The sequence below is a fragment of the Comamonas sp. A23 genome (genome assembly GCF_004522605.1).
Taxonomy (GTDB): Bacteria; Pseudomonadota; Gammaproteobacteria; order Burkholderiales; family Burkholderiaceae_C; genus Comamonas; species Comamonas thiooxydans.
Genome location: NZ_RSDT01000001.1, coordinates 769,331 through 783,089, shown reverse-complemented (window position 1 = coordinate 783,089; position 13,759 = coordinate 769,331). Strand labels below are relative to the sequence as shown.

13 protein-coding genes and 2 riboswitches are annotated in these 13,759 nt (G+C 63.9%); of the genes, 11 read left to right on the top strand and 2 right to left on the bottom strand.

Going from position 1 to position 13,759, the window contains the following annotated elements:
- The first annotated feature begins 221 nt into the window (after positions 1-221).
- Positions 222-2,423 (top strand): catalase/peroxidase HPI, encoded by a 2,202-nt coding sequence (katG, locus tag EIC84_RS03645; RefSeq protein ID WP_004340688.1) that lies wholly within the window; start codon positions 222-224, stop codon positions 2,421-2,423.
- 106 nt (positions 2,424-2,529) lie between these two features.
- On the opposite strand, the gene EIC84_RS03640 is transcribed toward katG, so the two are convergent.
- Entirely contained in the window at positions 2,530-2,778 is a 249-nt protein-coding gene (locus EIC84_RS03640; RefSeq protein ID WP_004340686.1) for a hypothetical protein, read from the bottom strand.
- Between the two features lie 156 nt (positions 2,779-2,934).
- Here EIC84_RS03640 and EIC84_RS03635 point away from each other — a divergent pair, with 156 nt between their 5' ends.
- The 5 genes from EIC84_RS03635 to EIC84_RS03615 all read left to right on the top strand — a co-directional run bounded on the left by EIC84_RS03635 (position 2,935) and on the right by EIC84_RS03615 (position 8,807).
- Entirely contained in the window at positions 2,935-3,405 is a 471-nt protein-coding gene (locus EIC84_RS03635; protein ID WP_004340685.1) for a CopD family protein, read from the top strand.
- Between the two features lie 220 nt (positions 3,406-3,625).
- Positions 3,626-4,201 carry a MarR family winged helix-turn-helix transcriptional regulator gene (locus tag EIC84_RS03630; RefSeq protein WP_100086419.1) on the top strand — a complete coding sequence of 192 codons (576 nt, stop codon included), beginning with the start codon at positions 3,626-3,628 and terminating at the stop codon, positions 4,199-4,201.
- Positions 4,202-4,261: 60 nt separating this feature from the next.
- On the top strand, positions 4,262-5,746 hold the full coding sequence (locus tag EIC84_RS03625; RefSeq protein ID WP_004340682.1) for an efflux transporter outer membrane subunit: 1,485 nt from the start codon (positions 4,262-4,264) through the stop codon (positions 5,744-5,746).
- 151 nt (positions 5,747-5,897) lie between these two features.
- Positions 5,898-7,178: an HlyD family efflux transporter periplasmic adaptor subunit gene (locus tag EIC84_RS03620; protein ID WP_004340680.1), complete on the top strand. Its 1,281-nt coding sequence runs from the start codon at positions 5,898-5,900 to the stop codon at positions 7,176-7,178.
- A 15-nt stretch (positions 7,179-7,193) separates the two neighbouring features.
- The gene (locus EIC84_RS03615; RefSeq protein ID WP_004340679.1) at positions 7,194-8,807 is read left to right on the top strand and encodes a DHA2 family efflux MFS transporter permease subunit; all 1,614 of its coding nucleotides are present in this window, start codon (positions 7,194-7,196) and stop codon (positions 8,805-8,807) included.
- Positions 8,808-8,875: 68 nt separating this feature from the next.
- Here the strand turns inward: EIC84_RS03615 and EIC84_RS03610 are convergent, their stop codons facing one another.
- On the bottom strand, positions 8,876-9,205 hold the full coding sequence (locus tag EIC84_RS03610; protein WP_004340677.1) for a hypothetical protein: 330 nt from the start codon (positions 9,203-9,205) through the stop codon (positions 8,876-8,878).
- Positions 9,206-9,355: 150 nt separating this feature from the next.
- Between EIC84_RS03610 and EIC84_RS03605 the strand changes: the two genes are divergently transcribed.
- From EIC84_RS03605 to EIC84_RS03585, 5 genes are all read left to right on the top strand, one after another.
- On the top strand, positions 9,356-10,438 hold the full coding sequence (locus tag EIC84_RS03605; protein ID WP_004340676.1) for an MBL fold metallo-hydrolase: 1,083 nt from the start codon (positions 9,356-9,358) through the stop codon (positions 10,436-10,438).
- 13 nt (positions 10,439-10,451) lie between these two features.
- Positions 10,452-11,042, top strand: a complete 591-nt coding sequence (locus EIC84_RS03600) for a hypothetical protein (RefSeq protein WP_004340673.1) — start codon at positions 10,452-10,454, stop codon at positions 11,040-11,042.
- A gap of 88 nt (positions 11,043-11,130) precedes the next feature.
- Positions 11,131-11,241, top strand: a riboswitch (glycine riboswitch).
- A 19-nt stretch (positions 11,242-11,260) separates the two neighbouring features.
- Positions 11,261-11,386: riboswitch (glycine riboswitch) on the top strand.
- Positions 11,387-11,450: 64 nt separating this feature from the next.
- Entirely contained in the window at positions 11,451-12,587 is a 1,137-nt protein-coding gene (gcvT, locus tag EIC84_RS03595) for a glycine cleavage system aminomethyltransferase GcvT (protein ID WP_004340671.1), read from the top strand.
- A gap of 122 nt (positions 12,588-12,709) precedes the next feature.
- Positions 12,710-13,084, top strand: coding sequence for a glycine cleavage system protein GcvH (gene gcvH, locus EIC84_RS03590; protein ID WP_004340670.1), 375 nt, complete (start codon positions 12,710-12,712; stop codon positions 13,082-13,084).
- Between the two features lie 47 nt (positions 13,085-13,131).
- Positions 13,132-13,680 carry a MolR family transcriptional regulator gene (locus tag EIC84_RS03585; protein WP_034362513.1) on the top strand — a complete coding sequence of 183 codons (549 nt, stop codon included), beginning with the start codon at positions 13,132-13,134 and terminating at the stop codon, positions 13,678-13,680.
- Positions 13,681-13,759 lie beyond the last annotated feature (79 nt).

The following is a 13,759-nucleotide window of genomic DNA, read 5'->3' as shown; positions in this document are numbered from 1 at the left end:
AACCCGACTTTGCGTCGGCTCAAGACTCGACCCATATTTCTTCCTATGGCGCTGCTTAGTAATTTCAATAGCACAACACGCCCTTCAAGCCAGCCGCGCACCGATAATTCATCTCAACCAATCGCAAATAGCTATTGAGTTGAATTGATTGATATCAATCATTGATTGATATCTGTTTCCTGGACCTACCGACCTGTCGGATCGTTGAAACGGAGAGCCCCATGACTACTGAATCCAAGTGCCCCTTCCACCAAGGACAGAACAGCGAAACCGCCGCCGCAGGCAACGCCACCAGCAACAAGGACTGGTGGCCCAATCAGCTGCGCGTGGATTTGCTGAGCCAGCACTCCGCCAAAAGCAACCCCTTGGGCGAAGACTTCAACTACGCCCAGGCTTTCCAGAAGCTGGACTATGAAGCCGTCAAACGCGACCTGCGTGCCCTGATGACCGACTCGCAGGACTGGTGGCCTGCAGACTTCGGCCACTACGGCCCCCAGTTCATCCGCATGGCCTGGCACGCAGCCGGCACCTATCGCATTCAGGACGGTCGCGGCGGCGCGGGTCGCGCCCAGCAGCGCTTTGCGCCGCTCAACAGCTGGCCTGACAACGTCAACATCGACAAGTCGCGCCGCCTGCTGTGGCCGATCAAGCAAAAGTACGGCAACCAGATTTCCTGGGGCGACCTGATGATGCTGTGCGGCAACGTCGCACTGGAAACCATGGGCTTTCGCACCTTCGGCTTCGGTGGCGGTCGCGTGGACACCTGGGAACCCGATCAGGACGTGTACTGGGGTGCAGAGAAGGAATGGCTGGCCCCCACCCAGAACCCGCACAGCCGCTACAGCGGCGAGCGCGACCTCGAGAACCCGCTGGCCGCCGTGCAGATGGGTCTGATCTATGTCAACCCCGAAGGCCCGGACGGCAATGGCGACCCCCTCTCGGCCGCGCATGACATCCGCGACACCTTTGCCCGCATGGCCATGGATGACGAGGAAACCGTGGCGCTGATCGCCGGCGGCCACACCTTCGGCAAGACCCATGGTGCGGGCCCCGCCAGCCATGTGGGCGCCGAGCCCGAAGCCGCCGGCCTGGAAGCCCAGGGCCTGGGCTGGGCCAGCAGCTACAAGTCCGGCAAGGCCGGCGATGCCATCACCTCGGGCCTGGAAGTGACCTGGACCCAGACTCCTGCACAGTGGAGCAACTTCTTCTTCGAGAACCTGTTCAAGTACGAATGGGTGCAGGAAAAAAGCCCTGCGGGTGCCATTCAGTGGGTTGCCAAGGACGCTGGCGATGTCATCCCCGACGCGCATGGCGGCCCCAACAAGAAGCCCACCATGCTGACCACCGACCTGTCGCTGCGCATGGACCCGGCCTACGAGAAGATCTCGCGCCGCTTCCTCGAAAACCCGCAGGCTTTTGCTGAAGCCTTTGCCCGCGCCTGGTTCAAGCTGACCCACCGCGACATGGGCCCGCGTGCACGCTATCTGGGCCCAGAAGTCCCCCGGGAAGAGCTGATCTGGCAAGACCCCATCCCCGCCGCCAAGCATGAACTGGTCAACGACGCCGATGTGGCCGCCCTCAAGGCCAGGCTGCTGGCATCGGGCCTGTCGGTGCAGGAGCTGGTGGCCACGGCCTGGGCCTCGGCCTCCACCTTCCGCGGTTCGGACAAGCGCGGCGGTGCCAACGGTGCCCGCATCCGACTGGCTCCGCAAAAGGACTGGGCCGCCAACAACCCTGCGCAACTGGCCAAGGTACTGGGCAAGCTCGAGGAAATCCAGCGCGAATTCAACAAGGCTGCCGACGGCGACAAGCGCATCTCGCTGGCCGATCTGATCGTGCTGGCCGGCAGCGCGGGCGTTGAAAAAGCAGCGGCAGACGCTGGCGTGAAGATCAACGTGCCCTTCACTCCCGGCCGCGGCGACGCCAGCGACGAGCAGACCGATGCCGAATCCTTCGCGCCGCTGGAGCCCAAGGCCGACGGCTTCCGCAACCATCTGCAAGGACGTTTCCCGGCACCTGCCGAAGCCCTGCTGATCGACAAGGCCCAGCTGCTGACGCTCACGGCCCCCGAGATGACCGTTCTGATCGGCGGCCTGCGCGCCATCAACATCAACACCGCCGGCAACCACGGCGTGCTGACCCAGACTCCGGGCAAGCTGACGAACGACTTCTTCGTCAACCTGCTGGACATGGGCACACAGTGGCAGCCTCTGGAGGATGGCAACTACGAAGGCGTGGACCGCAAGAGCGGCGCCAAGAAGTGGACCGGCACCCGTGTGGACCTGGTCTTCGGCTCCAACGCCGTTCTGCGTGCCGTGGCCGAGGTCTATGCCGAAAAGGGCAACGAGCAGAAGTTCTACCGGGACTTCGTCGCTGCCTGGGTCAAGGTCATGGAACTGGACCGCTTCGACCTGAAGAAGTAACAGGGCGCGCCGGGGTGAAAGCCCCGGCTCCAGGAAAATCCAAAAAGAAAAAGCTGCCAGCGCCTGTCAATCAAGCGCTGGCAGCTGTTTTTTCAGGATCAACACATCACATCTCCAGCTCGACCGCTTCCTGCGACAGATCCCAGCCCAGCACAAAGACTTCGTAATGATTTTGCCCGCTGTCATCGCTCCAGACCTCCGGGCCGAACTCGCTCATATTGCCGTTCAGACTCTGTCCTTCACGCAGCGCGCTGGAATCGGTCTGCTCGGCCAGCACAAAGCGGCCGGTGCCGGTGCGCAAGGCGACCCGTCCGGAAGACTGCTTGAAGGCGACGACGGTAGCTTGTTCTGACATAAGGACTCCTGTGCCATTGCTGGCTGTTGTGGATTACAGCCAAGTCTAATCAGACCTGGGCAAAGCGAAAGTCCTGCTATTTCGGCCTGTGTGTTCCACCCGTAGGACGATCTCCGTTAGGCTTGCGATGTCTCCCCCAATCAAGCCCCACAAACCATGCTTTTCATTCTGTTCAAACTTCTGCACCTTCTGGCCATCATCATCTGGGTGGGCGGCATGTTCTTCGCACATTTCTTTCTGCGTCCTGCCGTCCAGGGCCTGCAACCACCCGAGCGCGTGACGCTGATGCATGGCGTGCTGCAGCGCTTTTTTGCCTGGGTCCTCGTGCTGGTGGTCGTCGTGCTGGCCACCGGCATCGGCATGATTGGCAGCATTCACGCCATGGCCGCCCAGGCTGGCGGCCAGTTCAATATGCCGGTCAACTGGATCGTGATGAGCATTCTGGGCCTGGTGATGATGGCCGTGTTCGGTCATATCCGCTTTGCGCTGTTCAAGCGCCTGGATGCGGCCGTGCAGCTCAAGGACTGGCCCGCAGGCGGCAAGGCGCTGGAGAGCATCCGCAAATGGGTTTCCCTCAATCTGGCCCTGGGTCTGGTGATCGTGGTCGTGCTGCGCGTGCCGCTCTGAGCCTGAAGCAGCCTTCAGCAAGCCCGGTCTTCATGGCCGGGCTTTTTTTATGAGTCCGGCAAGGCTCTAGCGCATACCAACAATGCTCAAACTGCTTTTGTTTTCATAGCAACAAAAACAGAGACTGCGCAGGCAGGTCCGGCTCCATTCAAAACCTTGCTGACATTTTTTTGCAGCTGCACAATAATTGCCGACTCAATCATTGACCAAGCAAATATTGGTGGCGCCATTGCAAAACCAGACCGACCCCATCATCGACCCGCAGGACGAATCCAGCTTCTTCTACCAGGCAGGGGTCTACGCGCCGGACAAAAGCATTGGCTTTCTCATGCGGCGCGTGCTCAGCTCCATCCTGCAGCTGGCCGACGCCCAGCTGGCCGAGCAAGGACTGACCTATGTGCAATGGCTGCCGCTGTACAAGCTGCTGATCTGCGCCGACACCAATAGCAGCACGCTGGCCAAGGACCTGGGCATGGACCCGGCTTCGGTGACGCGCGCGCTGGACCGCATCGAGGCCAAGGGGCTGCTGCGCCGCGAGCGCTCCACCACCGACCGACGCGTGGTGCACCTGGTGCTCACCGAGGAGGGACGCAGCGTCGCCACCCAGGTGCCCAAGGTTCTGACCAAGGTGCTCAACGGCCATTTGCGCGGCTTCAGCCACAGCGAATGCACGCTGATGCTGTCCATGCTGCAGCGCATGCTGGTCAACGGCGATGCGCTTCGCGAGGCCCTGACCCAGGAGCCAGGCAAGCCCCCCATCCAAACGAACGAGGCAGGCCGCGATCCCAGGCACTAGGCTGGCCTGCTGCCTACTTTTTTACCGCCCTATTTCAATAAAAACCACTGGCACTTTTCCATGACCTCTAGACCTTCACGCAAACCCGCCGCAGAGCAAGCCCCTGGTCGCCCGCTGCTGGCAACCGCAGCACTGGCCGCCGTGCTCGCGCTGGCTGGCTGTGCCTCGCAAGGGCCGGCGCACCAGCCGCTGGCACGACTGGGCTCGGCCGATGTCGGCCTGAACGACTCCGCCAGCCTCAGCACTGCAGATGCCACGGCACTCGCCTCCTCCCAATGGTGGACAGGTCTGGGCGATGCCCAGCTCGATCAGCTCATCGGTCAGGCCCTGGCCGGCAGCCCCAGCCTGGCCGCCAGCAACGCCCGCTTTGAAAAAGCCGCAGCCCTGGCCACGGCCAGCAGCACGGCCAGCGATGTGCGCGGAACGCTGAGTGCCGACGCCACACGCCAGCGCTACACGGCCAACGGCATGATTCCCGCCCCCATCGCGGGCAATATCTACAACAGCGGCAATCTGCAGGCCGGCCTGTCCTGGTCGCCCGACTTCTTCGGCAAGCATGGCGCGGACCTGCAGGCCGCGCTGGGCCAGGCGCGCGCCGCCAGGGCCGACAGCGCTGCTGCCGCCAACCAGCTGGCCGCACAGGTGGCGCGCAGCTATATCGCCCTGGCCCGGCTGATTGCCCAGAAGGAAGTCGCAGAGCGCACGCTGAGCCAGCGCCAGTCCTTGCTGAGCCTGAGCGAGCAGCGCACCCGAGCGGGCCTGGACAGCCAGGTGGAACTGACCCAGGCCCAGGCCGGCATGCCCGATGCCCAGACCCAGATCGAGATGCTCGGCGAGCAGATCACGCTGGCGCGCCGCACGATTGCCGTGCTCTGCGCCCAGGCGCCCGATGCGCAAAATGCGCTCTCGCCCAGACTGTCGGTGCTGCGCATCCAGCCCGTGCCGCAGGCTCTGGGCGCGGATCTGCTGGGCCGTCGCCCCGATGTGGTGGCCGCGCGCTGGCGCGTGGAAGCGGCCACGCAAGGCATTGAATCGGCCAGGGCCGACTTCTACCCTGATGTGAATCTGACCGCCTTTGTGGGCCTCAACGCGCTGGGCCTGGACAATCTGCTGCAGGGCAGCTCGCGCCAGATGGGCATCACGCCTGCGCTGCGCCTGCCTATCTTCGACGGCAAGCGCCTGCGCGCCCAGCTGCGCGGCAAACAGGCCGATCTCGACACCGCCATTGCCCAGTACAACGGAGCCGTGCTCGATGCCGTCAAACAGGCGGGCGACGCCATTGCCTCCGTGCAATCGCTGCAGCGCCAGCAGCAGCTGCAAACCGAGTCGCTGTCCAAGGCCGAGCGGGCCTATGACTTTGCCGTGCAGCGCTATCAGGCCGGCCTGGGCAGCCAGATCACCGTGCTCAACACCGAAACCCAGCTCATCAACCAGCGCCGTCTGGCCGTGGACCTGCAGGCGCGCGAGCTCGACACCCGCGTGGCCCTGGCCGCAGCCCTGGGCGGCGGCTGGAGCGACGACACCCCGGCTGTTGCACTGCAATAGACATCGAACTCAACAAAATCAATAGCTGCTACCGCTTTACTGCCATTGAATTCAAGGCAAAAACACTCTCAATTCTTTTATTGATAAGCGCTAGCAGCTCCTCTTTTTCAATAGCGCAAAACCGCTTCACAGATAACAAAGCGCCAACATCATGACCGACACCAAGCCTACTCAGAACGCTCCCCAAGCTCCTGCGGCAGCTACGCCCAGCGCCAACCCTGCGGGCCGCCGCAAGGGCCTGACCATCGTGGCGGCCGCTGTCGCCGTGGCCGCCATCGCCTGGGGCGGCTGGCACTGGATGGTGGCCCGCAACTACCAGACCACGGACAACGCCTATGTGGCCGGCAACGTGGTGCAGATCACGCCCCAGGTCGGCGGCACCGTGATCAGCATCGGTGCCGACGATACCGACTATGTCCGGGCCGGCCAGTTACTGGTGCAGCTGGACCCTGCCGACTATCTGGTGCAACTGGCCCAGGCCGAGTCGCAGCTGGCCCAGACTGCGCGCCAGACCCGCACCCTGTATGCCAACAACGCCCCGCTGGCCGCCCAGGTGGCCCAGCGCGAAGCCGATCTGCTGCGCCTCAAGGCCGATGCCGCCAAGGCCAACGACGATGTGGCGCGCCGCCGCCCGCTCACGGCCACCGGTGCCGTGGGCAAGGAAGAGTTTGACCATGCCAAGGCCCTGGCCACGGCCGCCGGCAACGCCGTGGCGGCCGCAGAAGCCGCCGTGCGTGCTGCCAAGGCCCAGCTGACGGCCGCCGAAGCCCAGACCAAGGGCACGACGGCCGAGGACTTCCCCGCCGTCATGGCGGCCGCAGCCAAGGTGCGCGAGGCCTATCTGGCCCTGCAGCGCACGCGGCTGATCGCGCCCGTGGACGGTTTTGTGGCCAAGCGCGGCGTGCAACTGGGCCAGCGCGTGGCCGCCGGCTCGCCGCTGCTGACCGTGGTCGATCTGCACAAGCTCTGGGTGGATGCCAACTTCAAGGAAAGCCAGCTGGCCGATCTGCGCATGGGCCAGAAGGTGGAGCTGACCGCCGACGTCTACGGCGACAAGACCACGTACGAAGGCAAGGTCGTGGGCCTGGGTGCGGGCACGGGTGCGGCGTTTGCACTGCTGCCCGCGCAGAACGCGACCGGCAACTGGATCAAGGTGGTGCAGCGCGTTCCCGTGCGCATCAGCCTGGAGCCCGAAGCGCTCAAGCAGCACCCGCTGCGTGTGGGCCTGTCCATGGACGCGAAGGTCGATATCCGCGACAAGGACGGCCAGGCCCTTGCCAGCACGCCGCGCAGCGAGCCCGTGGCCCAGACCACGGTCTATGACGGCAGCCTGGCCCAGGCCGAGCAGCGCATCCAGCACATCATCGCGGGCGACAAGCTGCCGGCACTGACCCAGCTGGCCGATCTGCCCGCAGCCCAGCCTGCGCAATAAGACGCGGAATCAGCCATGACTTCCTCGACTTCTGCCAATCCCGGAGCGGGTGCCTCGCCACCGGCTCCGGCGGCCCGCCCCATGCCGCCAGCCATCGCCCCGCTCAAGGGCGCGCAGCTCGCCCTGGGCACGCTGGCGCTCTCGCTGGCCACCTTCATGAACGTGCTGGACTCCTCCATCGCCAACGTGGCCATTCCAGCCATCTCGGGCGATGTGGGCGTCAGCCCCAGCCAGGGCACCTGGGTCATCACCAGCTTCGGCGTGGCCAATGCCATCTCCGTGCCGCTGACGGGCTGGCTCACCCAGCGCTTCGGTGCCGTGCGCCTGTTCACCATGAGCGTGCTGCTGTTCGTGCTGACCTCCTGGCTCTGCGGCTTTGCCTCCTCGCTGGAGATGCTGGTGCTGTTCCGCGTGCTGCAAGGCGCCGTGGCCGGCCCCATGATTCCGCTGTCGCAGACCCTGCTGCTGTCCAGCTATCCGCCCGCCAAGGCCGGTGTGGCGCTATCGCTATGGGGCGTGACCACGCTGGTCGCACCCGTGGTGGGGCCGCTGCTGGGCGGCTGGATCACGGACAATATTTCCTGGCCCTGGATCTTCTACATCAATGTGCCCGTGGGCCTGCTCTCGGCCCTCATGACCTGGAGCATCTACCGCAACCGCGAAACGCCCACGCGCAAGCTGCCTATCGACACCGTGGGCCTGTCCCTGCTTGTGCTCTGGGTGGCGGCGCTGCAGCTGATGCTGGACAAGGGCAAGGAGCTGGACTGGTTTGCCTCCAATGAAATCATCGCCTTTGCGGTGATCGCCGTCGTGGCCTTTGCCGTGTTCGTGGTCTGGGAGCTGACCGACGCCCATCCCGTCGTCGATCTGCGCCTGTTCAAGAGGCGCAACTTCGCGGCCGGCTCGATCGCGCTGTCCATCGCCTACGGCCTGTTCTTCGGCAATGTGGTGCTGCTGCCGCTGTGGCTGCAGCAATGGATGGGCTACACCTCCACCTCGGCCGGCCTGGCCCTGGCGCCGGTGGGCCTGCTGGCCATCCTGCTCACGCCCATGGTGGGCCGCAAGGTCGGTGTCTGGGATCCGCGCAAGATGGCCACGATTGCCTTCATCGTGTTTGCCATGGTGCTGTGGATGCGCTCGAAGTTCACCGTGGAGACCGACTTCGCCCATATCCTGATTCCCACGCTGATCCAGGGCGGCGCCATGGCCTTCTTCTTCATTCCGCTGACCACCATCACGCTGAGCGGACTGACGCCGGACCGCATTCCGGCCGCCGCAGGCCTGTCCAACTTCGTGCGGATCACGGCCGGCGCCATGGGCACCTCGATTGCCACCACGCTCTGGGAAAGCCGGGCTTCCATGCACCATGCCCATCTGACCGAGTTGCTGGTGCAAGGCCAGGGCACGTTTGCCAGCACGGTCAGAAATCTGCAGGCAGCGGGCATGAGTGCCGAGCAGGCCTATGCCCAGATCAACCGGCTGATCGATCAGCAGGCCTTCACGCGGGCCGCCGACGACATCTTTCTGGCATCGTCCTTTCTGTTCCTGAGCCTGATCGTGCTGATCTGGTTCACCAAGCGCCCGGCTTCTGCCGCAGGAGCCTCCGACGCGGCCGCTGGCGCACACTGACGAACTTCAGACAGAATTGGCTGGAAGCGATTGACCCACAATCGCTGCCAGCTATTTTTTGATAGTTTCTAGGCGCCGGCAGCCTGCTTGTCCAGGCGCCGCAAAAAAACCTGCAGCTCCTTGACGACCTGGGCATCGCCCTTGGCCTGGGCGCAGCTCAGCCCTTGCTGCCAGGCGGCTCGCGCCGCCTGCGCATCGCCCAGCGCCAGCTCCACCTTGCCCAGTTGCTTCCAGGCGACGGAGTATTCGGCATCCAGTGCCGTGGCCTTGCGCAGATGCTCGCGCGCCACGGCCATCTGCTCGTCGTCGGCATAGGCCTTGCCCAGGGTATAGCGCAGCAGCGCACCATCCTTGCCGGCCGCCAGCATGCTCTCCAAATTGTGAACCATGGGATTCATGTGCATTTGCTCCTCAGACAGCGAGTGTCGCATCCGCCCCGAGAAAGCAGCTGAATGGCCGTGCCTGTGTTACGGCCTCTTGCAAGCCGGCTCTTGCAGCGCTGCAAACCGTCCCAAACTGCGGCCAATGTCTCAATAAGGCGCCTGATCTTGTTTCGCAAACCAAGTCTCTCCACCTCCATCACCGACTACGAGGACTCGCCCCAGTATTCGGGCGGGCGTTTTCGCAACACGCATCCGCGCCCGCTCAACAGCCCCAAGCCAGATGCCGGGACGCTATGGAAGTTCTTCTTCAACAAGCCGGCCGATTCCCAGCCGGGCAAGGCGCTGCCCGTTTTGCCGCTGAGCACGACCGAGCTGAACCTCGCGCCCGAACGCAGCCTGTATCGCCTGGGCCATTCGACCTTGCTGATGAAGCTGCGCGGCGGCTGGTGGTTGACGGACCCCGTGTTTTCCGAGCGCGCCTCGCCGCTATCGTTTGCCGGCCCCAAGCGCTTTCATGCCCCGCCGATTGCCCTGGACGAGTTGCCTGCCTTGCGCGGCGTGCTGCTCTCGCATGACCACTACGATCACCTGGACCGCGCCACCATTCGCGTGCTCGCGCCCAAGGTGGGAGTTTTTCTCTGCCCCTTGGGAGTGGGAGACAGACTGGTGGCCTGGGGCGTGCCGGCCGACAAGATCGTGCAGCACGACTGGTGGCAGGGCAGCGAGGTCGACGGCCTGCGCTTCACGGCCACGCCGGCCCAGCATTTCTCGGGACGCAGCCTGCGCGACGGCAACCGCACGCTCTGGGCGTCCTGGACCATAGAAGATCGCCAGGCCGACAGGCCGCTGCGCGTCTTCTTCAGCGGCGATGGCGGCTACTTCGACGGTTTTGCCGAAATCGGCAGGCGCTTCGGCCCCTTCGATGTCACGTTGATGGAGACCGGCGCCTACGACGCCCACTGGCCCTATGTCCATATGCATCCGGCGCAGACCGTGCAGGCACACAGGGATCTCGGCGGCCAATGGCTGCTGCCCATACACAACGGCACTTTCAACCTCGCCATGCATGCCTGGTGGGACCCCTTCGAGCAGATCCTGAGCCTGGGCAGGCAGCACGGCATAGAGATCGCCACGCCCATGATGGGTGAGCGCCTGGACCTGGATGCCCCCCATGCCGGATCGCCCTGGTGGCGCGCCTGCGCCGAGGCCGACAGCAAGGGACTGGATCTGCGCCCCGCGCAACCCTGAAGGTGCAACCCGCATGGCCGACAATGTCCTCATGGACATTTCGCGCACCTCACACCTTGCCGCCGCCTGCGCCGCGTCTCTGACCGCCTTGCTGCTCGGAGCCTGCTCCCACCTCTCCGATGGCAGCCAGCCCAAGCAACCACCGAATGCCGGCATCTCGATCACAGTTTCCGGGCAGCCGGAGCCGACGCCGGCTCCGCCATTGGACACGCAGCACAGGCGGCCACAGAGCATGGAATGGCCTGCCTGGATCAAGGCAGACTGCACACCCCCCGCCCAGCTCGATCGGCAACCGCAGCCACGCCGCCACACCACGCCTTTCATCAGCGCCCACTGGTTTCCGAACGGGCTGGAGACCACGGTGGTCTTCCGCCTGGAAGTCACGGCCCAGGGCGAACTCGGCCGTGTAGCCTACCAGCCCGCCGATACCGATCCCCGCATCGTGAAGTCCATCATGCGCTCGCTCGAACGCTGGAAGTTCAAGCCCGGCATGCGCCAGGGCCAGTCCGTGACGTCCTGCTTCGAGCAGCCCTACCAACTGGTGTTTCCGCGCCAGGAGATCGATGCTCCTCGAACGCCCGCCATGAACACAGAACCGCAGTGAGACCGCAAGCTCAATTCCAGCGATCTGTGCTCGAAAACCCCAGAATCCATCCGATTCGGTGGTGCAAGCCCCTTGCCCACCGCTAGAATCGCCAAGGTCAGGAGAGAGTGCCTGCAGCTTGAAGCTGCCTCGCACCGCCGAAGGCGCAGACCCCCAACCCGGTGTCAAAACGCTCAGGCAAAAGGACTGACAAGCGCTGCAAGGTGTGCAAACCTGCAGCGTCCCTTGCTGGAGAGAGATGCAGGCCGTCATTTCGTATGTGCGCCGGCATCCACCGAAGGAGCAAACTGCCCGATGCAATGCGTGCAGTGAATCTCTCAGGTAAAGCGGACAGCAGGGCAAGCCCGCCACGCATGGCCCAGCCATGCATGGCCACTCATTTTGGTTTGACCACCGGAGCGCTTGCCTGTGACTGCTGCTGACACCTCTTCCGATCTGCGTTCCACACCGCTGTTTGCACTGCACCAGAAACTGGGTGCCCGCATGGTGCCGTTTGCCGGCTACGCCATGCCCGTGCAATACCCTCAAGGCCTGATGGCCGAGCATCTGCACACGCGCAAGGCTGCCGGCCTGTTCGATGTCTCGCACATGGGCCAGTTGCTGTTGCGCGGCCCCGATGCCGCCGCCGCGCTCGAATCGCTGATGCCCGTCGATGTCATGGACCTGGGCCTGCACAAGCAGCGCTACGGCCTGCTGCTCGATGAACAAGGCGGAATTCTCGACGACCTGATGTTCGTCAACCGCGGCGATGATCTGTTCCTCATCGTCAACGGTGCCTGCAAAGAGGCCGATATCGCTCATATCCAGAGCCGCATCGCCAGCCGCTGCGAGGTCGTCCCACTGCCCGAGCGCGCCCTGCTGGCCCTGCAAGGCCCGCAAGCCGTCACTGCCCTCTCGCGTCTGATTCCCGGTGTGACGCAACTGCTCTTCATGACCGGCAATTACTTCGACTGGCAAGGCCATGCGCTCTACATCACGCGCAGCGGCTATACGGGCGAGGACGGCTTTGAAATCTCCCTGCCCGGCGAAGCTGCCGAAGCCTTTGCCGAAGCGCTGCTGGCACAGCCCGAGGTGGCCCCCATCGGTCTGGGCGCACGCAACTCGCTGCGCCTAGAAGCCGGACTTTGCCTGTACGGCAACGACATAGACACCAGCACCACGCCGGTCGAAGCCGCGCTGAACTGGGCCATGCAGAAGGTTCGCCGCACCGGCGGCGAGCGCGAGGGCGGTTTTCCCGGTGCGGCCATCGTGCTGGAGCAATTGCAGAACCCTCAGTCGCTGCGCCGCAAGCGCGTGGGCCTGATCGCGCTGGAACGCATTCCCGTACGCGAGCCTGCCGTGCTGGAAAACATGGACGGACAGCATATCGGCCACATCACCAGCGGCCTGCTCAGTCCCACGCTCAACCAGCCTGTGGCGCTGGCCTATGTCGAGCCCGACTACGCCGCCATCGATACGGAAATCTTCGCCATGGTGCGCGGCAAGCCCGTGCCCATGAAGGTAGTCGCCACGCCCTTCGTTCCCACCCGCTACTACCGCGGCTAGGTCTGCCGCCGCGCATGAGACGGGCCAGTTTGCCAAACAGCGGCCAGAACACCGCTAAAGTGCGAGCTGGACCTTTCTCAAACAACACCCGATTCCCCTGAATCCCCCATCTGGAGCTTTCCATGAGCATCAAGTATTCCAAAGAACACGAATGGATCAACGCCGCTGACAGCAATGCCGCCATCGTCGGCATCACCGTACACGCACAGGATGCACTGGGCGATGTGGTGTTTGTGGACCTGCCTGCCGTGGGCTCCACCTTCAAGGCCGGCGATGTGGCTGGCGTGGTCGAGTCCGTCAAGGCCGCTGCCGATGTCTACATGCCCGTGACCGGCGAGATCGTCGAAGTCAACGAAGCCCTGCGCGATGACCCGTCGCTCGCCAACAGCGACCCCCTGGCCGCAGGCTGGTTCTTCAAGGTCAAGATGAGCAATGTGGGCGAACTCGAAGCTCTGATGGAAGAGACCGCCTACAACGACTTCGCCAAGGACAACTAAGCGTATCAACGGCCCTCGCATTGCGAAGGCCGTTTTTGCATGCAGCCATGAGCACCATTCTGTATTTCGACGATCCGGACGTCGGTCTCGCCCGCGAGACCAGCCACCCGACCTTTGCGCGCATCGCAGCCCAGGACTTCTATTACGACGGCGGTGACGACTTCAGCCCCTTCGGCAGCGATGATGGCAGCGACACACTGGCCGCTCTTCAAGAGTGGTACCAGGAGCAAACAGGCGGCAACGCCAAGGCCCTGCGCTTTTTACAGCAGCAACTGAGCGACTGGGATCTGCCCGTGCCCCAGGGCATGCTGGCTCATGACGATGCGGCCAAGGCCCAGTGGCTGGCCAGCGATGACATGAACCAGATCTATCTGCGCTCGGTCTGCCGCGCACACGTGGCCACCGCCTTTGGTCAGCTCAAGATCACAGGCAGCATCGATGCCGATCTGCACAAGCAGGCCCTGCTCGCCCTGGCCTGCCAGCAATGGCTGAACACCGTGGCACGCGGCGAATATCCCGATTGGGAATATGCCGACCAGGAAAGCGAACGCCTGGCTCTGATGAACACCGCGCTGGAACAAGCCAGCGCTGCTTGAAGCACCGGCCGCATGCCTTCAGGCATACGGCATTCACGCATGCCTGGCATGCAAACCGTCAGTCACAGTATTTGAGAAT

What these genes read in the sequence shown, in the direction of transcription:
- katG (WP_004340688.1), top strand. Translation starts at nt 222, where the DNA reads ATGACTACTGAATCCAAGTGCCCCTTCCACCAAGGACAGAACAGCGAA.
- EIC84_RS03640 (WP_004340686.1), bottom strand. Translation starts at nt 2,778, where the DNA reads ATGTCAGAACAAGCTACCGTCGTCGCCTTCAAGCAGTCTTCCGGACGG.
- EIC84_RS03635 (WP_004340685.1), top strand. Translation starts at nt 2,935, where the DNA reads ATGCTTTTCATTCTGTTCAAACTTCTGCACCTTCTGGCCATCATCATC.
- EIC84_RS03625 (WP_004340682.1), top strand. Translation starts at nt 4,262, where the DNA reads ATGACCTCTAGACCTTCACGCAAACCCGCCGCAGAGCAAGCCCCTGGT.
- EIC84_RS03620 (WP_004340680.1), top strand. Translation starts at nt 5,898, where the DNA reads ATGACCGACACCAAGCCTACTCAGAACGCTCCCCAAGCTCCTGCGGCA.
- EIC84_RS03615 (WP_004340679.1), top strand. Translation starts at nt 7,194, where the DNA reads ATGACTTCCTCGACTTCTGCCAATCCCGGAGCGGGTGCCTCGCCACCG.
- EIC84_RS03610 (WP_004340677.1), bottom strand. Translation starts at nt 9,205, where the DNA reads ATGAATCCCATGGTTCACAATTTGGAGAGCATGCTGGCGGCCGGCAAG.
- EIC84_RS03600 (WP_004340673.1), top strand. Translation starts at nt 10,452, where the DNA reads ATGGCCGACAATGTCCTCATGGACATTTCGCGCACCTCACACCTTGCC.
- gcvH (WP_004340670.1), top strand. Translation starts at nt 12,710, where the DNA reads ATGAGCATCAAGTATTCCAAAGAACACGAATGGATCAACGCCGCTGAC.
- EIC84_RS03585 (WP_034362513.1), top strand. Translation starts at nt 13,132, where the DNA reads ATGAGCACCATTCTGTATTTCGACGATCCGGACGTCGGTCTCGCCCGC.